Annotated in this window: 18 protein-coding genes; all 18 read left to right on the top strand. The window is 42.4% G+C overall.

The window, feature by feature from the left end; translation table 11 throughout:
• The first annotated feature begins 133 nt into the window (after nucleotides 1-133).
• The 18 genes from yfmF to AAHB12_RS29305 all read left to right on the top strand — a co-directional run bounded on the left by yfmF (nucleotide 134) and on the right by AAHB12_RS29305 (nucleotide 19,693).
• Nucleotides 134-1,408 (top strand): EF-P 5-aminopentanol modification-associated protein YfmF, encoded by a 1,275-nt coding sequence (gene yfmF / locus AAHB12_RS29390; RefSeq protein WP_342048663.1) that lies wholly within the window; start codon nucleotides 134-136, stop codon nucleotides 1,406-1,408.
• Between the two features lies 1 nt (nucleotide 1,409).
• On the top strand, nucleotides 1,410-2,696 hold the full coding sequence (gene yfmH, locus AAHB12_RS29385; protein ID WP_342048662.1) for an EF-P 5-aminopentanol modification-associated protein YfmH: 1,287 nt from the start codon (nucleotides 1,410-1,412) through the stop codon (nucleotides 2,694-2,696).
• 238 nt (nucleotides 2,697-2,934) lie between these two features.
• Entirely contained in the window at nucleotides 2,935-3,660 is a 726-nt protein-coding gene (gene ymfI / locus AAHB12_RS29380) for an elongation factor P 5-aminopentanone reductase (protein WP_342048661.1), read from the top strand.
• A gap of 72 nt (nucleotides 3,661-3,732) precedes the next feature.
• Nucleotides 3,733-3,981: a DUF3243 domain-containing protein gene (locus tag AAHB12_RS29375; RefSeq protein WP_342048660.1), complete on the top strand. Its 249-nt coding sequence runs from the start codon at nucleotides 3,733-3,735 to the stop codon at nucleotides 3,979-3,981.
• A gap of 160 nt (nucleotides 3,982-4,141) precedes the next feature.
• A complete protein-coding gene (locus tag AAHB12_RS29370; protein WP_342048659.1) occupies nucleotides 4,142-4,927 on the top strand; it encodes a DUF3388 domain-containing protein in 786 nt (261 codons plus the stop codon).
• A 12-nt stretch (nucleotides 4,928-4,939) separates the two neighbouring features.
• On the top strand, nucleotides 4,940-5,839 hold the full coding sequence (locus AAHB12_RS29365; protein WP_205650881.1) for a helix-turn-helix domain-containing protein: 900 nt from the start codon (nucleotides 4,940-4,942) through the stop codon (nucleotides 5,837-5,839).
• A 61-nt stretch (nucleotides 5,840-5,900) separates the two neighbouring features.
• On the top strand, nucleotides 5,901-6,479 hold the full coding sequence (gene pgsA / locus AAHB12_RS29360) for a CDP-diacylglycerol--glycerol-3-phosphate 3-phosphatidyltransferase (protein WP_342048658.1): 579 nt from the start codon (nucleotides 5,901-5,903) through the stop codon (nucleotides 6,477-6,479).
• Nucleotides 6,480-6,491: 12 nt separating this feature from the next.
• Nucleotides 6,492-7,727, top strand: coding sequence for a competence/damage-inducible protein A (locus AAHB12_RS29355; protein WP_342048657.1), 1,236 nt, complete (start codon nucleotides 6,492-6,494; stop codon nucleotides 7,725-7,727).
• A 147-nt stretch (nucleotides 7,728-7,874) separates the two neighbouring features.
• A complete protein-coding gene (gene recA / locus AAHB12_RS29350) occupies nucleotides 7,875-8,921 on the top strand; it encodes a recombinase RecA (protein ID WP_342048656.1) in 1,047 nt (348 codons plus the stop codon).
• A gap of 390 nt (nucleotides 8,922-9,311) precedes the next feature.
• Complete coding sequence (rny, locus tag AAHB12_RS29345) at nucleotides 9,312-10,874, top strand: ribonuclease Y (RefSeq protein WP_129726733.1); 1,563 nt, start codon at nucleotides 9,312-9,314, stop codon at nucleotides 10,872-10,874.
• Nucleotides 10,875-11,031: 157 nt separating this feature from the next.
• Nucleotides 11,032-11,826, top strand: a complete 795-nt coding sequence (locus AAHB12_RS29340; RefSeq protein ID WP_129726732.1) for a TIGR00282 family metallophosphoesterase — start codon at nucleotides 11,032-11,034, stop codon at nucleotides 11,824-11,826.
• Nucleotides 11,827-12,096: 270 nt separating this feature from the next.
• Nucleotides 12,097-12,357, top strand: a complete 261-nt coding sequence (spoVS, locus tag AAHB12_RS29335; protein WP_129726731.1) for a stage V sporulation protein SpoVS — start codon at nucleotides 12,097-12,099, stop codon at nucleotides 12,355-12,357.
• 58 nt (nucleotides 12,358-12,415) lie between these two features.
• Nucleotides 12,416-13,342, top strand: coding sequence for a dipeptidase (locus tag AAHB12_RS29330; RefSeq protein WP_342048655.1), 927 nt, complete (start codon nucleotides 12,416-12,418; stop codon nucleotides 13,340-13,342).
• 258 nt (nucleotides 13,343-13,600) lie between these two features.
• On the top strand, nucleotides 13,601-15,361 hold the full coding sequence (locus tag AAHB12_RS29325) for a 2-oxoacid:acceptor oxidoreductase subunit alpha (RefSeq protein WP_129726729.1): 1,761 nt from the start codon (nucleotides 13,601-13,603) through the stop codon (nucleotides 15,359-15,361).
• Complete coding sequence (locus AAHB12_RS29320; RefSeq protein ID WP_129726728.1) at nucleotides 15,348-16,214, top strand: 2-oxoacid:ferredoxin oxidoreductase subunit beta; 867 nt, start codon at nucleotides 15,348-15,350, stop codon at nucleotides 16,212-16,214. Before AAHB12_RS29325 ends, AAHB12_RS29320 begins: the two co-directional genes overlap by 14 nt.
• A gap of 467 nt (nucleotides 16,215-16,681) precedes the next feature.
• Nucleotides 16,682-18,211 (top strand): tRNA (N6-isopentenyl adenosine(37)-C2)-methylthiotransferase MiaB, encoded by a 1,530-nt coding sequence (gene miaB, locus AAHB12_RS29315; protein WP_129726727.1) that lies wholly within the window; start codon nucleotides 16,682-16,684, stop codon nucleotides 18,209-18,211.
• A 3-nt stretch (nucleotides 18,212-18,214) separates the two neighbouring features.
• Entirely contained in the window at nucleotides 18,215-18,664 is a 450-nt protein-coding gene (locus tag AAHB12_RS29310; protein ID WP_129726726.1) for a RicAFT regulatory complex protein RicA family protein, read from the top strand.
• 483 nt (nucleotides 18,665-19,147) lie between these two features.
• The gene (locus tag AAHB12_RS29305; RefSeq protein WP_129726725.1) at nucleotides 19,148-19,693 is read left to right on the top strand and encodes an outer spore coat protein CotE; all 546 of its coding nucleotides are present in this window, start codon (nucleotides 19,148-19,150) and stop codon (nucleotides 19,691-19,693) included.
• Nucleotides 19,694-19,821 lie beyond the last annotated feature (128 nt).

Here is a 19,821-nt window from a genome sequence, read left to right as displayed (position 1 = left end):
GCAAAAACGTAAATAATCTTCTTTTTTATCATACAATAGACATAACTAGCTTCATTTGTACAAGAAACTTGCATACTGTTTGCTAAAAAATGTATATTGAAAAAGAACATCTCTTAATAGAGGAGGAACAAGAATGGAAGTTGTGTCTCAGCAGATACACCGTCTAGAAGGATTGACTGTGCATATCATTCCAACCGTTAAGTATAAAACAAATACGCTTGTGCTTCGCATGAAGGCGCCGCTTTCGGAGGAAAATGTCACCTACCGCGCCATTTTACCATATGTTCTGCAAAGCGGAACAAAGCAACATCCATCTGTTAAAAGTATTCGCCAATATGTAGAGGATTTGTATGGCGCTGCATTAGCTGTTGATGTGAATAAAAAGGGCGAAGAGCATATTATCTCAATTTATATGGATGTTGCCAATGAGACATATCTGCAAGATGCACCTCCTTTGTTGGAGAAAACTGTGGCGATGCTTGCGGATGTTTTGTTGCACCCCGCAGAAGAGAATGGTGCTTTTGTTGCATCAATTGTGGAAAGCGAAAAACGCGCACTTTTGCAGCGGATTGAATCAGCGTTTGATGATAAAATGCGCTACGCAAATCAACGTCTTATTGAGGAAATGTGCAAGGAAGAGCCGTATCGCCTTAGTCCAAATGGTCAGGAGGAGGCTGTGTCTTCCATTACGCCGCAATCATTGTATGAATATTATAAGAAAGCTTTGTCAGAAGATGAAATTGACTTATATATCGTTGGCGATGTGAAGGAGAATGCGCTGCAACTTGTAGAAAAATATTTTTCTATCCCGGTGCGGCAGCAGCAACGGAAACAAACAGCTCAGTCTGCAGCCCCTAGGCAGGAGCGCGAGGTAGTGGAAAAGCAGGATTTAAAGCAAAGTAAGTTGCATATTGGCTATCGTACACATATTACATACAAAGATAATGATTATTTTGCACTCCAAGTATTTAATGGCTTATTTGGCGGCTTTGCCCACTCTAAGCTTTTCCGAAATGTGCGGGAGAAGCATAGTCTTGCCTATTATGCAGCTTCTCGGTACGAGAGCCACAAAGGAATCCTATTTGTGATGTCAGGAATTGAAGCGCAAAATTATGAAAAAGCAGTGAACATCATCGGGGAGCAACTGACGGCGATGCGAAATGGCGATTTTACAGAGGAAGATCTGTCTCAAACAAAAGCGGTTATTAAAAATCAAATTCTAGAGACTCTTGATACACCGCGTGGATTGATTGAATTATTATACCATGATGTTGTTGCTGATTATAAACGCCCGATGGACACGTGGTTTGGTGATGTAGATCGTGTAACGCGAGATGAAATTATAGCAGTTGCTAATAAAATTGGGTTAGATACGATTTACTTATTGCAAGGATCGGAGGAGGCATAGCATGGAGAAAATTGAATATGGACAGCTGAAGGAGCAGCTGTATTATGAAAAGCTGCCGAACGGTCTTGAGGTATATATTTTGCCAAAGAGCGGCTTTAATAAAACATATGCGACCTTTACGACAAAATACGGCTCAATTGATAATGAGTTTATACCGCTTGGCAAGGATGAAAAGCTGCATGTTCCAGATGGTATTGCCCACTTTTTAGAACATAAGCTGTTTGAGAAAGAAGATCGGGATGTGTTCCAAGATTTTGGGAAGCAGGGGGCATCCTCCAATGCATTTACATCCTTTACGCGCACGGCGTATCTATTCTCCTGCACTTCAAATGTAGAAGTGAACTTACAAACACTTCTCGATTTTGTACAGGATCCATATTTTACGGAGCAAACCGTCGAAAAGGAAAAGGGGATTATCGGACAGGAAATTCAAATGTATCAAGACAATGCAGACTGGCGCTTATACTTTGGATTGATTGAAAGTTTATATCAAAAACATCCGGTTAAGATTGATATTGCTGGTACCATTCAGTCGATCAGCCAGATTACAAAAGATTTACTGTACGAATGCTACCGTACGTTTTATCATCCGAGCAATATGCTGCTGTTTATTGTCGGTCCAATTGATCCAGAGAAAATGATGCAGCTTGTACGCGACAATCAAGCCAATAAACCGTATACGGATCAGCCGAGCATTGAGCGCTTCTTCGAGGAGGAGCCGGAAGAGGTAAGTGAAAAGAAAACGGTTATTCAAATGACGGTACAAACACCGAAATGCTTAGTAGGCATTAAAACGAAGCAATCTGGGAAAACAGGCCGCGAGCTGCTGAAATTTGAAATTGCAACAACGCTGCTCATGGATTATTTATTTGGAAGAAGCTCTGATAACTATGAGCGTCTTTACCAGGACGGTTTGATTGATGATACATTTTCCTATGATTACACAGCAGAAAGCAATTTTGGATTTGCGATGGTTGGGGGCGATACGAAACAACCAGATGAGCTTGCAGAGCGTTTGCGTTCTATTTTACTCGATACAAATTATGAAGGGCTATCAGAGGAGACGCTAAGCCGTGTGAAAAAGAAAAAGATTGGCGGTGTTTTGCGTTCGCTGAATTCCCCGGAATTCATTGCCAACCAATTTACACGTTATGCGTTTAACGGTTCTAGCTTATTTGATGCTTTGCCAATTCTAGAGGAAATTACCATCGATGATTTAAAGGCAGCTGCACAAGAATTTATTAATGAGCAGCGAATGAGTATTTGCCAGGTTGTTCCGAAGCGATAAAAAAGCATCCTTCCTTTAGGATGCTTTTTTTTTTACAATTTAAGAAAGTATAAATTTCTAGCTGGATGCCAATTCGACGTGGCGAGAAATTTTAGGAATAAAGGATAAGAGCAACTACGCCTCTGTCTTCGCCCAAAGGCAGGGCTCGCCAATGGCGAGTTTTCTTTAGGAGCATATGCTCCCTCATGAGCAAAACAAGGTGATTGTGCTCTTTTTATAAAAAATGGAGGAATGTACAATGGGGAAATATGCATTAATTACAGGAGCGAGCGGCGGCATTGGCTCTGCAGTTGCACATCGACTGGCGGCTGATGGCTATTCATTATATTTGCATTATCATCACAATGAAAATGCTGTAAGAAAGCTGCAGCAGGAGCTTGCTTCCAAGCACATTGGGGTTACGCTCGTTCAGGCGGACTTAACTGACCGGGACGGGGCAGAAGCATTGTGGAGTTCTGTGACGCATGAATTGGATGCAATTGTCTATACAGCTGGGAAAAGTGTGTTTGGGCTTGTGACGGATGTTACAAATGAAGAGTTAGCGCAGATGACACATCTGCAGCTGACAAATGTATATAAGTTAGTGAATCTGGCTCTGCCTGCAATGATTCGCCGCCGCACAGGCGGTGTCGTGATTATTTCTTCCATTTGGGGTCAGATTGGAGCATCCTGCGAGGTTTTATATTCGATGCTCAAGGGAGGGCAAAACACCTATGTGAAGGCGATAGCAAAAGAAATCGCGCTAAGCGGCATCCGGGTAAATGCTGTTGCTCCCGGTGCGATTGATACAGAGATGCTCCGGATATTTTCAGAAGACGAAACAAGAGCTCTTGCGGATGACATTCCGCTCGGTAGACTCGGGGTTCCGGAAGAAATTGCGAATACCGTATCTTTTTTATTATCAAAGGAGGCTTCTTATATTACAGGGCAAATTATTGGAGTGAACGGCGGATGGCATTGTTGATACATAAAAACGAAGAAACTGACGCATAGTAAGAGTGAACCAATCATTACTTTTACAAAGGGGTGCATTGTAATGTCAGTATTAGACAATTGGGATCAATGGAAAGGTTTTCTAGGAGAGCGTTTAAATGCTGCAGAGGGCAAAAATTTTGACGGCAATTCTATTAATGAAATGGCATACCGCATCGGCGACTATTTGGCAAACGAAGTAGAAGCCCGCAATCCAGAAGAGCGCGTGTTAGCAGATCTTTGGAAAGTGGCGGACGAGCAGGAGCAACATACGATTGCTAACCTAATGCTTAAGATTGTACAACATAAGTAAGAAAGAAGAGAGGCGCTGTCCTCTCTTTTTCTTATGGTGTGAGATCCAGTTTTTTCAAGTATGTATACATTTGAAGAGGCAGATAGCATAATTTAACTTTCCTATTGATATAAAATCATATAATATAGAGTACGTAGATGTAAAGCGGGGAGGCTAGAAGATGATTGAATGGTATTTCGAGTATGAAATTCATAAGAATCGCCCTGGTTTGCTTGGTGACGTGGCTTCCTTAATAGGAATGCTGGGCATTAATATTGTAACGATTAACGGGGTGGACAATTCCCGGCGAGGACTGCTGCTTATATGTGATAATCAGGAGCAGATTACAAGGCTTGAATCAATTCTTAACACAATGGACAACATAACAGTAACGAAATATCGTCAGCCAAAACTTCGAGATCGGCTTGCTGTCCGGCATGGAAGATATATCCAAAGGGATGCGGATGATAAGAAAACATTTCGATTTGTGCGTGATGAACTTGGGTTGCTTGTTGATTTTATGGCCGAATTGATGAAAAAGGAAGGTCATAAGGTGATCGGCATTCGCGGGATGCCTCGTGTTGGAAAAACAGAGTCCATTGTAGCCGCAAGCGTGTGTGCAAATAAGCGTTGGATTTTCGTCTCCTCGACACTCATTAAACAAACTGTGCGCAGTCAGCTTATTCAAGATGAGTATAATGAGAACAATATTTTTATTTTGGACGGTATTGTTTCCACAAAAAGGGCAAACGAACGGCATTGGCAGCTCGTGAGGGAAATTATGAGCCTCCCAGCCACAAAGGTAATTGAGCATCCGGACATTTTTGTAGGTCAATCAGAGTATACAATGGATGATATTGATTACATTATCGAGTTAAGGAATAGTGATGATGAAGAAATTAAGTACGATCTAGTGGACGACATTGAGCTGGATAAGAAAAATAACTTTTCCATGTTTGATTTTTAGGTACATATCGAGGTGTTATCAGTGACAGAACTAGGACAAAAGCTCAGGGAAGCAAGAGAAGCAAAAGGCCTTTCTCTTGATCAACTGCAGGAAATGACAAAAATTCAAAAGCGTTATTTGGTCAGCATTGAGGAAGGAAATTACGACGCACTGCCAGGGGAATTTTACGTTCGTGGCTTTATTAAACAGTATGCGGAAACTGTTGGACTCGACCCGGAGGCGATTGCACAGGAGCATTTCGGAAGGATGCCTGTAACACCAACGCAGGATGTGCCGCTCCGCTCACAACAACCGAGAGAAACGGTATCGCGCAACGCTTCTTCCAAGATTATGGATCATATGCCGAAAATGTTTATTGCATTGCTTGTTATAGCTGTTGGAGTCGGGATTTGGCTTACTGCACAGCTTTTCGCAAAGCCGTCGGAACATCAAGCAGAAAAAGTGACGCCGAGCTCCGACGCCCAAGTACAGGAGGCAAAGGATTCCACTTTAGGCAAACAGCAAGAGGAGCCTAAGGAAGAAAAAGCGAAGACGGAAAAAACACAGCCGGCTCAGGAGCCTGTGCAAGAACTAAAGGCAGTCCAAACATCGGGAAAGACTACTACGATGGAGCTTCGTAATAACAAAGGATTTACTGTGGAGATTACCGCTAAAGGACCATGCTACATCGATATTAAGAATGGTGCAGGAAAGATGTTTTACAGCGGTACGTTAAATGAGGGTGAAAGCCATCAGCAGGATATGTCAGCCGAAGAAGCTGTTCGTTTGAACATCGGAAGTTCGCCAAATGCTGACATCAAAATTAATGGTCAAGCCGTTGCTTATCCGCAGGATCCGAAAGAGTTTTATCATCAAATTTTGCTTATTAAAAATTTGAGTGTATCACAGGCAGGGCAACCTGCTCAACAATAGTCATCATTGCGATGACTTTTTTTCAATGAATAACCGCTTTACATATGATGGAGGAATAGTTGTGAACTTGCCAAATAAAATTACTGTTTCAAGAATTGCTTTAATCCCGGTATTTCTACTTGTGATGCTTGTCCCCTTTGATTGGGGGGTGTATACGATCGGGGCTGTTGTTTTGCCCATACAGCATTTCGTAGGGGCGCTTATCTTCATCATTGCGTCTGCTACAGATTGGGTAGATGGATACTATGCACGTAAATACAATCTTGTTACAAACTTAGGGAAATTCCTTGACCCGCTCGCTGATAAGCTTCTTGTATCGGCGGCCTTAGTTGCACTCGTAGATCTTCATTACATATATGCTTGGATTGCAATTCTTATCATTACAAGAGAGTTTGCTGTTACAGGCTTGCGGTTGCTGCTCGCGGAAACTGGTGAGGTAGCGGCAGCCAAAATGTTGGGGAAAATAAAGATGTGGACGCAGGTTGTTGCAATTTCTGCTTATTTGCTTCATAATGTTCCGTTGCAATGGCTGCCATTCTCTCTTGCGGATGTATCTATGGCAGTTGCTGTTGTATTTACCGTTTTATCAGGATGGGATTATTTTGTGAAAAATAAGGCTGTTTTTGCAAATTCAAAATAGGGGGGTATCGGGATGAATGCGGAAATTATTGCAGTCGGAACCGAGCTCTTGCTCGGTCAAATTTTAAATACGAATGCGCAGTTCTTATCTCAAAAACTAGCAGCAATTGGCATGAATATGTACTACCAAACAGTAGTCGGTGACAATGCCGATCGTTTACGTTCTGCCATTGAGACAGCACAGCAGCGAGCTGATATTCTTATTTTTACTGGAGGTCTTGGGCCGACAAAGGACGATTTGACGAAGGAAACGATTGCCTTGGCTGTAGGAGGCTCGCTTGTCTATAACGATGATGCTCTTAGATCCATTGAAGAATACTATGCACGAACAGGGCGTACATTTACAGAGAATAATAAGAAGCAGGCGCTTGTACTCGAAGGTAGCGTTGTATTCCCTAATGATCATGGTATGGCACCGGGAATGGGCTTACGTCGAGATAACAAGACATATATTTTGCTACCAGGTCCGCCTAAGGAAATGAGACCGATGTATGACAGCTATGTGGAGCCTTTTTTACTTCCCCTTACCTCGAAGGAAACCTTGCATTCCCGTGTGCTTCGCTTTTTCGGTATCGGAGAATCACAGTTGGAGGAAACACTGCAGGATTTAATTGATACACAAACGAACCCAACCATTGCTCCTCTTGCTGCAGAGGGTGAGGTGACGCTTCGTCTAACGGCCAAGCATGCTTCAAAGGATGAAGCAAACAGATTAATAGATAATGTGGAACGGGCGATATTAGACAGAGTAGGCGAATTCTTTTACGGCTATGATCAAGATTCGTTGCAAGGAAAGCTAGTTTCCTTGCTAAAGAAAAAAGGAATGACGCTGGCATCTGCGGAAAGCTTAACGGGTGGGCTGTTCAGTGAGAAAATCACAGAAGTAGCAGGCGTATCCTCTTTCTTTTACGGGGGAGTTATTTGCTATAGCAACGAAGTGAAGCAGCATGTGCTAGGTGTACCTGCTGGCGTCCTGGAAACAGACGGAGCGGTCAGTGAAGCTTCCGCAGCTTTGCTTGCTGAAAATGTCAGCAAACTGTTGAAGGCGGACATTGGGATTAGCTTTACGGGCGTGGCCGGACCTGGGGAACTAGAAGGGAAACCGCCTGGTACAGTGTTTGTCGGGATTGCGGGAAAAGGTATGAAAACGTTAGTAGTTCCTCTCAAGCTATGGGGAACAAGGCAGCAAATACGAGAACGTGCGATGAGATACGGCATGTATCATTTATATAAAAAGCTAGAAGGTTAGTCCATCTAGCTTTTTCTTTTTCTCTAGGGAAAACAGAGTAACAGAAAGAGGAAAAATAAAGAAACGAATGAATGTTCGATTTTTAGTGGCATTTTTAAATAAAAACAAGTATAATAAAGATAGTCATAGAACAAAGGAGGAAATCTAGTGAGTGATCGTCAAGCAGCGTTAGAAATGGCGTTAAAGCAAATAGAGAAGCAATTTGGGAAAGGTTCCATTATGAAGCTTGGAGAGCAGTCCGAGCGTAAAATTTCCACTGTACCGAGTGGATCATTAGCATTGGACGTAGCACTTGGAGTCGGCGGATTTCCCCGCGGTCGTATCATCGAAGTGTACGGACCGGAAAGCTCGGGTAAAACAACAGTAGCACTTCATGCGATTGCAGAAGTACAGGCGCGCGGTGGACAGGCGGCCTTTATTGATGCGGAGCATGCGCTTGATCCGGTATATGCACAAAAATTAGGAGTAAATATCGATGAACTGCTTCTTTCTCAGCCGGACACTGGTGAGCAAGGGTTAGAAATCGCAGAAGCATTGGTTCGCAGCGGCGCGATTGATATTATTGTTGTCGACTCTGTAGCGGCCCTTGTTCCGAAAGCGGAAATTGAAGGAGACATGGGAGATGCTCACGTTGGTTTGCAGGCACGTTTAATGTCCCAAGCGCTTCGTAAATTGTCAGGTGCCATCAATAAATCCAAAACGATTACAATTTTTATCAACCAAATCCGTGAAAAAGTAGGCGTAATGTTCGGTAACCCTGAAACAACTCCTGGGGGTCGCGCGCTTAAGTTTTACGCGACAGTACGTTTAGAAGTGCGCCGCGCTGAGCAATTAAAGCAAGGCAATGATATTGTGGGGAATAAAACAAAAATTAAAGTTGTGAAAAATAAGGTAGCTCCTCCGTTTCGTCAAGCAGACGTGGATATTATGTATGGAGAAGGGATTTCCAAAGAAGGGGAAGCTCTCGACATGGCAGCGGAACTGGATATCGTGCAAAAGAGCGGAGCTTGGTATTCCTACAATGAGGAACGCCTTGGACAAGGGCGCGAAAATTCAAAAACCTTCTTAAAAGAAAATAAAGAAATTCTTAATGAGATTTCATTCAAAATTCGTGAGCACTATGGCATCGATTCTGATGCGCCGCGTACGGTTACAGAAACAGAAGACGATGATTTTTCACTTTTAGAGGACTAAAGGGTAAAAAGGCACAGCAATGTGTCTTTTTTTATTGCTTTCAGTATGGTTTTTAGCTGGTTTTTCGTCTGGAGAACGTGTCAAACGTTTATAGGTAAAGAAAGTAAAAGGATGCAACCCTTGACAATGAAAATAGCGCCCGATACAATAAGAATGTATATTCTTTTCTAACCTTACAGTTCTCTTGAAAAAGAAGGATTGTAATTCCGGACAAGACCCGCCAGACGGTGTTTTAGTTCCGAGCTTTAAACTATGACCTTATAAGGTGTCAATTTTAATGAAAATGAAAAGGGTCCTAAAAAAGGACAGCACGTCATTTATTGTACATTGAGACATGATAATGTACATGCCGGCAATCTTTTCCTATTCATAGCAAGAGGAGGTGAATTTATGAGCATAGTTGTGGCACTCATCTCCATTTTGCTTGCCGCTATCGTCGGTGCAGTTGTTGGATTTTTTGTTCGAAAATCCATTGCGGAAGCGAAGATTAACGGTGCTACCAATGCTGCGAAGCAAATTGTCGAAGAGGCAAGGCGTGAAGGAGAGGCATTGAAGAAAGAAGCGCTGTTAGAAGCAAAGGATGAAATTCATACACTTCGTACAGAAGCGGAATTAGAGATTCGAGATCGAAGAAGTGAGTTGCAAAAACAAGAAAATCGTCTAATGCAAAAGGAGGAGAACCTCGATCGCAAGGATGAATCGCTTGATAAACGCGAGCAGTTGCTTGAAAAGAAAGAGGATTCTCTAACACTCAGACAACAGCAGATTGAAGAGTTGGAAAGCAAAGTGGGAGAGTTGGTCCAAAGGCAACAAGACGAGTTAGAGCGTATCTCAAGCTTAACGCGAGAGGAAGCGCGCGCGATTATTTTAGAAAAGGTAGAAAACGAGCTTTCGCATGAAAGTGCCGTTATGATTAAGGAAAGCGAAGTGCGGGCGAAGGAAGAGGCTGACAAAAGAGCGAAGGAAATTTTGTCAATGGCGATTCAACGCTGCGCAGCTGACCATGTTGCAGAAACAACGGTTTCTGTTGTAAACCTTCCAAACGATGAAATGAAGGGTCGTATCATTGGTCGTGAAGGACGGAATATCCGTACGCTAGAAACGCTTACAGGTATTGATTTAATTATTGATGATACACCAGAAGCAGTTATTTTATCAGGTTTTGATCCAATTCGTCGTGAAACAGCCCGTATTGCGCTAGATAAGCTGGTGCAAGATGGACGCATTCATCCGGCCCGTATCGAGGAGATGGTTGAAAAATCGAGACGTGAGGTGGATGAATACATCCGTGAAGTGGGTGAACAAACAACGTTTGAAGTGGGTGTACATGGATTGCATCCTGATTTAATCAAGATTTTAGGTCGTCTGAAATTTAGAACGAGCTACGGTCAAAATGTGTTAAAGCATTCTATGGAGGTTGCATATCTAGCGGGACTTATGGCAGCTGAACTTGGTGAGGACGAAAAGCTGGCACGCCGGGCTGGATTGCTGCACGATATCGGAAAAGCTATTGACCATGAGGTTGAAGGCAGCCATGTTGAAATTGGCGTGGAGCTTGCAACGAAATATAAAGAGCATCCGATCGTGATTAACGCAATTGCATCTCACCACGGTGATACAGCACCTACATCTGTCATTGCCGTGCTCGTTGCAGCAGCAGATGCATTGTCTGCAGCACGACCAGGGGCAAGAAGTGAAACGCTGGAAAATTATATTCGCCGCCTAGAGAAGCTTGAAGAGATTTCAGAGTCCTATGAAGGTGTGGAAAAATCATATGCTATTCAAGCTGGACGCGAGGTTCGTATTCTCGTTAAGCCTGATGCCATTGATGATCTTGAAGCGCACCGCTTAGCACGTGATATTCGTAAACGCATTGAAAATGAGCTTGATTACCCAGGACATATTAAAGTAACGGTAATCCGTGAAACGCGTGCGGTTGAATATGCTAAATAAAACAGATCGTGATTTATGCTGATAGGCAGAAGACAGTGATCGGAAATGAAGTGGTCTCGCACCACTTTATTTTTTTGCACTTTAAGCGAGCTGTATCTGCTTTTCTTATTAGCAGGAAAGTATAAAAACAAGGCCGATGTGAGAAAGGGTTGCAACAATGAGAATTTTATTTGTAGGGGACGTTGTCGGTTCCTCTGGAAGACAGATGATTCAGGACTACGTTCCAAAATTAAAAAAGAAGTACTCGCCAACGGTCACTATTATAAATGGTGAAAATGCGGCTGGTGGGCGCGGGATTACTGAAAAAATTTACCGGAGTTTTTTAGAAGCGGGCGCTCAAGCTGTGACGCTAGGTAATCATGCGTGGGATAATCGTGAAATATTTGAATTTATAGATAACGCCAAGTATTTAGTAAGACCAGCGAACTTTCCGGAAGGTACACCGGGAAAAGGGCTCATTTTCTTAAATTGTAATGGTATAGAGGTTGCTATCATTAATTTGCAGGGAAGAACCTTTTTGCCACCGCTTGATTGTCCATTTAAAAAGGTCGATGATTTGATTGCACAAGCAAAGAAGAGAACTTCTATTATCTTTATCGATTTTCATGCGGAGGCAACAAGTGAAAAGCAGGCACTTGGATGGTATGTAGACGGAAGAGCTACAGCTGTTGTCGGAACGCATACGCATGTACAAACAGCGGATAACCGGATCTTACCAAACGGTACGGCGTATATTACGGATGTGGGAATGACGGGGCCGTATGATGGGATATTGGGAATGGAACGTGGAGCTGTTTTGAAAAAGTTTTTAACAGCGCTGCCGGTACGATTCGAGGTGGCAGAAGGCCGTACTCAGCTTAGCGCGGTTCTCATTGATGTAAATCCATCGACAGGCAAAGCGAGCAGAATTGAACGTATTTTGCTGAATGATGACCAAACATTTTTTGAGTAACAAGCCGTTAGAGGGATTTTGAGTGATCATGAACGGTCGTGATGTCCGTTGTCTGCGATAGCTCGGAATGGCTGCTATAGAAGCAAAAAACAGTTTATGTCAACATTTCTTAAAAGTAGACAATAAATTGTTAGAATAGACAATATATTAAAATTTTTTCGAAAACTTCCGATGGATAAGCAGGAATATGAAAACCTCCTCGTGAATATAAGTAAAGTGAACTCAATAACCGCTTATAACTTTGAAAGAAAAACGAGGAGGAAACGACGAATGGAGATATTAAAAGTTAAAGCAACTTCGGTCCCTAATTCTGTAGCTGGTGCACTTGCCGGTGTGATTCGTGAGCGCGGCTCCGCAGAAATCCAAGCCATTGGCGCTGGTGCATTAAATCAGGCTGTGAAGGCAGTAGCGATCGCAAGAGGATTTGTAGCACCAAGCGGAGTTGACTTGATTTGTATTCCTGCTTTTACTGATATTATGATTGATGGCGAAGAACGGACTGCGATCAAGCTTATCATTGAACCTCGTTAATTTTAACAGCCTGTTTGCTGAAGCAAACGGGCTGTTTTCTATATGAAAGGAGATTAAAATGGTAGTCTTTGATGCACACTGTGATGTACTGTGGCAAATATGGCAAAGGAAAAGAAGAGCTGCTTTTAACAAAGATGATTCTTTGCACGTTACTCTTGAAGGTCTCAAAAAAGGAAAAGGAAAGCTGCAATGCTTTGCTGTCTATGTTCCGGAAGAGGTGCCTCACGAGCAGCGTTTTGAGATTGCTCTAGAAATGATTCATATTTTCTACGAAGATATTTTAAAGCAGCATCCAGAAATGAAACTTGTTTCAACAAGAAAAGACATCTTAGCGCTTCAAGAAGAAGAGATAGGAGCACTTTTGACATTAGAAGGCTGCGATGCGATCGGCAGCAGCTTAACGCGTTTGCAAACTTTATATCGTTTAGGTGTGCGCTCTGTTGGATTAACCTGGAATTATGCGAACGCGGTAGCAGATGGTGCACTAGAGACGAGAGGAGCAGGGCTATCCGATTTTGGGAAGCAGGTCGTACAACAGTTGAACGAATACCGCTTATGGACAGATGTCTCCCATTTGTCAGAACGGGGATTTTGGGATGTGATGCAACTCGCTCATTTTCCAATTGCCTCTCATTCTAATTGCTATTCGCTTTGCCCGCATCCTCGAAACTTAAAGGATGAACAAATTCGTGCGTTGATTGCACGAAACGGAAGGATTGGTATTACGTTTGTGCCCATGTTTTTGACAGAGGGGGGACCTGCTGCGATTACGCATATCCTACAGCACCTAGAGCATATATGCTCATTAGGGGGGGAGCACCATGTTGGATTTGGTTCGGATTTTGATGGTATTACAGAAACTGTACATAATCTCGGAAGATATGCAGAATATGAAAACTTAAAAAATGAACTAGTTAAGCACTATAAAGAAGAGCAGGTTCATTCTTTTTTATATGGGAATTTTATGAGGGGCGTAACATTTTAACTTACCATTATACTAAAACTAGCCTGCTGAATGTGGGATTGTAATAAACTTTAAAAAAATGTTAATAAATTTATGTCAAATTATTGCATTTTTTTGTCAAGAGGTCTAGAATTGTAAACGAATTAGGACTATGCAAAAATCCTATCAAATTAGAACAGGTATAATTTGTATACATTGTAGTTTCTTTTTTTAGAAAGTGGTAAACTGGAAGAGTAATAAAATACACTACAATGAATGCAATCCAAAGGGGTGTAGGAGATGATTAGTCAACTTTCCTGGAAAGTTGGGGGACAGCAAGGTGAAGGTATTGAAAGTACGGGGGAAATTTTCTGTATTGCACTAAACCGCCTAGGATACTACCTGTACGGCTATCGCCATTTCTCATCACGCATTAAAGGCGGTCATACGAACAATAAAATTAGAGTAAGCACAACAGATGTTCGTTCAATCTCTGATGACTTAGATATACTGGTAGCTTTTGATCAGGAAACAATTGATGTGAACTTCCATGAATTGCGTGACGGTGGTATTGTTGTAGCAGACGCCAAATTTAATCCAACAATTCCAGAGAGCGCTACGGTATCTTTGTATGCGGTTCCATTCACAGATATGGCTACGGAGCTAGGTACGTCTCTTATGAAAAACATGGTTGCTGTTGGAGCTTCAAGCGCTGTTTTAGGCTTAGATGAGAATGTGTATGTGAAAGTGGTAGAAGAAATTTTTGGCCGCAAAGGGAAGCAAGTTGTGGACAAGAATATGGAAGCTATTAAACGCGGTTCTCAATACATGAAAGAACTGCTTGGAGATAAAGTAAGCTTAATGCAATTAGAGAAGGCTGATGGCAATCAGCGCATGTTCATGATTGGTAATGATGCAATCGCATTCGGGGCACTAGCTGGCGGAGCCCGCTTTATGGCTGCGTACCCAATCACCCCTGCTTCTGAAATTATGGAATATTTGATTAAAAAGCTTCCGAAAGTAGGCGGTACTGTTATTCAAACGGAAGATGAGATTGCAGCCTGTACAATGGCAATCGGTGCGAACTACGGTGGCGTACGGACATTGACAGCGTCTGCAGGACCGGGTCTATCCCTTATGATGGAGGCAATTGGTTTATCTGGAATCACAGAAACACCGTTAGTTATTGTAGATACACAACGCGGAGGTCCAAGTACGGGACTCCCTACAAAACAAGAGCAATCTGACTTAATGGCGATGATTTACGGTACGCATGGAGAAATTCCAAAGGTAGTTATCGCGCCAAGTACAGTAGAAGAGGCATTTTATGATGCTGTGGAAGCGTTTAATATTGCTGAAGAATACCAATGTCCGGTTATTCTTTTAACAGATTTACAATTATCCCTAGGAAAACAAACGGCACAGCCGTTAGATTATAATAAAATTCAAATTCGCCGCGGAAAGCTGGACTTAAATGCGCAGCCGGAAAAACAAGGAAAAGAGTACTTCAAGCGTTATGAAGTGACTCAGGATGGCATTTCTCCACGTGTGATTCCTGGAACAAAAAATGGTATTCACCACGTAACAGGTGTAGAGCATGCAGAAACAGGAAAGCCATCTGAATCAGCAGCTAATCGTATCGCCCAAATGGATAAACGTATGCGGAAGCTAGATAGTTTACGTTCTAAATTTGACACCCCTGTATTTAAAAATGCAAAGCACGAGGAAGCAGACGTCCTGCTAGTCGGTTTTAACTCCACGCGCGGGACAATCGAAGAAGCGATGGAGCGTTTAGAGCAATCTGGCTTGAAAGTAAATCATGCCCATATTCGCCTAATTCATCCATTCCCGAAACAGGAGCTTCTGCCGCTTGTGCAAAATGCAAAGAAAGTGGTTGTTGTAGAAAACAACGCGACTGGACAACTTGCAAACATTATTAAAATGAACCTTGGCCATGGCGAGAAGATTTCCAGCTTCTTAAAGTATGATGGAAATCCATTCCTGCCAAAAGAAATCTACAACGAATGCAAAAAAGGGGTTGTTTTAAATGGCAACGTTTAAAGAGTTTCGCAATGATGTAAAACCAAACTGGTGTCCAGGCTGCGGAGATTTCTCCGTGCAAGCTGCAATTCAACGTGCCGCTGCAAATGCAGGCTTGGAGCCTGAGCAAATGGCAGTTGTGTCCGGTATCGGATGTTCTGGCCGTATCTCTGGTTACATCAACTCGTATGGCTTCCACGGCATTCATGGTCGTGCTCTTCCAATTGCGCAGGGCGTGAAAATGGCGAACCGAGATTTAACAGTGATTGCTGCGGGTGGCGACGGGGATGGTTTTGCGATTGGTATGGGCCATACAATTCATGCGATTCGTCGTAATATTGATTTAACATATATTGTCATGGATAACCAAATCTATGGTTTGACAAAAGGACAAACATCTCCGCGAAGCAGTTCTGGCTTCAAAACAAAGAGTACGCCACAAGGGTCTATTGAACCTGCATTGTCTGTTATGGAAATGGCCTTAACAGCAGGTGCGACTTTTGTAGCGCAAAGCTTCTCCAGTGATTTGAAGGAATTAACACAAATCATTGAAGCTGGGATTAACCATAAAGGATTTTCTTTAATTAATGTGTTTAGTCCATGTGTAACATATAACAAGGTGAACACATATGACTGGTTCAAAGAAAATTTAAAACGATTAAGCACGGTAGAAGGCTATGATTCATCTAACCGTATGATGGCAATGCAGACATTGATGGAAAACGATGGTCTTGTCACTGGTATTATCTATCAGAATAAGCAGCAGCCTTCTTACCAAGAGCTTATCAAAGGATATAGCGAGCAGCCTCTGTCTCAAGCAAACCTTTCTTTAGACAAAGACATGTTTAATGAGCTTGTAGCAGAATTTATGTAAGCGAGGAAGCCTCTCTGGTGACAGGGGGGCTTTTGTATACCACTGTGGGAAAGTATAAATTTCCTAGCTAGAAGACAATTCGACGTGGCTAGACATTCTAGAAATACAGTATAAGGGCAACTAAGCTTCTGTTTTCGCCTAAGGGTAGGGCTCGCCACTCGACGAGTTTCTTTAAGGAATTTCATATTGTAGTAAACCTTTCTATCAGATTTTGCTGAAAGAGTACCCCTACTTCTAAGCGTAGCGTAGGTGGGGGTAATTCAAATTGGGGAAGTTCAAAATGACAGAAATGTAACGGAAACTTATAGGTGTTTGTATTGTTATAAACTTGTCTTAAGATGCAGTGATCGACAAAGCCCCTCTATATTGTTTAATTAGGTCAAACGCTTTATACTATAATAATGTGTGCAAAAGAAACAAGGTGCACGATAGTATGCAAAGAAATTGGATATGGAGGGAGATTCGTCGTGAACGAACAACAACGATTGCAAAGTCAACAAGTGAATTCTTCGGACAAAAAATCCGATCAGGATTACAGCAAATATTTTGAGAAAGTGTATCAGCCGCCTTCTTTAAAGGATGCAAAAAAACGCGGGAAAGAGGAAATTCAAGTTCATCGAGATTTCGAGATTCCTGAAGAATTCCTAGGTATGGGGACAGGCAAGAAGTTTTACATCCGCACATATGGCTGTCAAATGAACGAGCATGATACAGAGGTAATGGCCGGTATTTTTATGGGGCTTGGCTATGAGCCTACTTTTACGGTTGAGGATGCAGATGTCGTTTTACTTAACACCTGTGCAATCCGTGAAAATGCTGAAAATAAAGTGTTTGGTGAAATTGGGCATTTAAAACCGCTTAAGATGAAAAACCCTGATCTTTTAATTGGGGTATGTGGCTGTATGTCGCAGGAAGAGTCTGTTGTCAACAAAATCATGAAAACTCATCAATTTGTTGATATGGTATTTGGTACACATAATATTCATCGTCTTCCAAACATTTTGCGTGAAGCAATGTTTTCAAAGGCAACGGTGGTAGAGGTGTGGTCGAAGGAAGGTGATGTAATCGAAAACCTTCCAAAGGTACGCCGCGGCGATATTAAAGCGTGGGTAAATATTATGTACGGCTGTGATAAGTTCTGCACGTACTGTATTGTGCCATATACACGCGGTAAGGAACGCAGCCGTCGCCCAGAGGACATCATTCAGGAAGTTCGTCATTTGGCAGCACAGGGTTATAAGGAGATTACTCTTCTTGGTCAAAACGTTAACGCCTATGGTAAAGATTTTGAGGATATGAAATATGGTCTTGGTGATTTAATGGATGAGATCCGTAAAATTGATATTCCGCGCATCCGTTTTACAACGAGCCATCCGCGTGATTTTGATGACCGTCTTATTGAGATTTTAGCGAAGGGTGGAAACCTTGTAGAACATATTCATTTGCCAGTACAATCCGGCAGCACGGAAGTATTGAAAATGATGGCTCGTAAGTATACGCGTGAGCAATATCTGGAGCTTGTTCGCAAAATCAAAGAGGCTATTCCTGGTGTTACCTTAACAACAGATATTATTGTCGGCTTCCCGAATGAGACGGAAGAACAATTTGAGGAAACTTTATCGCTTTACCGTGAAGTAGGGTATGACAGTGCGTATACATTTATCTACTCTCCACGCGAAGGTACGCCTGCTGCAAAGATGGAAGATAATGTACCGATGGCTGTGAAGAAGGAGCGTTTGCAGCGCTTGAACGCACTTGTGAACGAGCTATCTGCGGAAAAGAATAAGGCGTATGAGGGACAAATTGTCGAAGTGCTTGTTGAGGGAGAAAGTAAAAATAACCCGGATGTACTTGCAGGCTACACACGTAAGAACAAGCTTGTAAACTTCAAAGCTCCGAAGTCTACAATCGGTCAGCTTGTGCAGGTAAAAATTATAGCAGCGAAAACATGGACACTAGATGGAGAGTTGTTAGAAAAGCCAATTGAGGTGAAGTAGTATATGACACAATATACAAAAGATGATATTGTTGCACGGGCAAGGGAATTAGCGAAAATGATTTCTGAAACAGAAGAAGTAGACTTCTTTAAGCGTGCAGAGGCGAAAATTCACCAAAATGAAACAATTAAACAAACAATCAGTCAAATTAAGGCGCTGCAAAAGCAGGCTGTGAATTTGCAGCATTATGGAAAGACGGAAGCATTGAAGAAGGTAGAAGCTGAAATCGATGCATTGCAAGATAAGCTTGATGAAATTCCAATTGTGCAGGAGTTTCAGTCCTCCCAGACATATGTGAATGACTTGCTGCAGCTTGTTGCTAACACCATTTCCAATACGGTAACAGATGAGATTTTGTTATCGACAGGAGGAGATGTGCTGATGGGTGAAACAGGCGCAGAAGTGCAAAGCAAGCATAGCGGGAGCTGCGGCACCGGCTGTGGTTGTTCATAAGACAAAGAAAGGCGTTCCTCTTGAATAGAAGGGGACGCCTTTTTGCACTGTAAGAAAGTATAATTTTTCGGGGTGATGTCTAGCTCCCAAGGCCCAAAATGGCAGACTCCAGGCTGAACCTCCGCAAAAGGAAAAAAGCGCCTTTTACTCCGTCCCACCCCTACGCTGCCATAAAAGGCGGGCCTTGTCCGCTTTTTTAATGATGAAGAACAAACGAAATCCTTCCATAAACCGGCTTCTCTAAAGCTGCGACTGCTTTTCCTAATACACATAAATCATCTTCAGGTGCTTGTCATAATTCTCCTGTTCTTTTCATAGGGCACTCATAGAAAAACTACGAACATATTTGGGCGCTACCGCATACAATGTATTGTACGAATTCCGAAAAGGAAATGGTACATCCATCTCTTTTTTTTAGGCGATAGCACATTCCACGAATGTCACGCATATGATGAATTGAATATTCATTGAGGAGGGTTTGGAATGTCCGAATATAGAGAGATTATTACAAAGGCTGTTGTCGGAAAAGGCCGCAAGTATACAAAATCTACTCATACAGTAGATCCGAACAACTATCCAACGAGCATTTTAGGCTGCTGGGTCATTAACCATGTATATGAAGCGAATAAGTACGGCAAGTACGTGCAAATCGAGGGCTATTATGATGTGAATACATGGTACTCGTATGACGAAAATACAAAAACAGAGGTTGTTACAGAACGTGTTCGCTATGAGGAAGAGGTAAAGGTTCGTTATCGTGACAAGAACTTTACAGGGGATGATCATGAAATTATTGCCCGCGTGCTGCAGCATCCGAATTGCTTAGAGGCTGTAATCTCTCCAAACGGCAACAAAATTGTGGCGACTGTTGAACGTGAATTTATTTGCGAGGTTGTAGGTGAAACAAAGGTATGCGTGAGGGTGAATCCGGAAGGCTGCCATGATGATGAAGAATACTACTACAGCGTGGATGATGAAGAATTTGAGGATCTAGATCCAAACTTTATGTTAGATTCCGAAGAAGAGTAATACGAAGCTAGGGAGGTTTTCTTCCTAGCTTTTTATCTTACTGTAGGACTGTATAAATTTCCAGTGGCAGTTATTCGAAGTGGTCAGGAATGTTAAGAATATAGTGCAATGACGCCACTGCTCTTGCC

This window comes from Bacillus sp. OTU530, from assembly GCF_038440375.1.
Note: the sequence above shows the minus strand (reverse complement) of the source record. Positions and strands in the feature narration are given on the sequence as shown.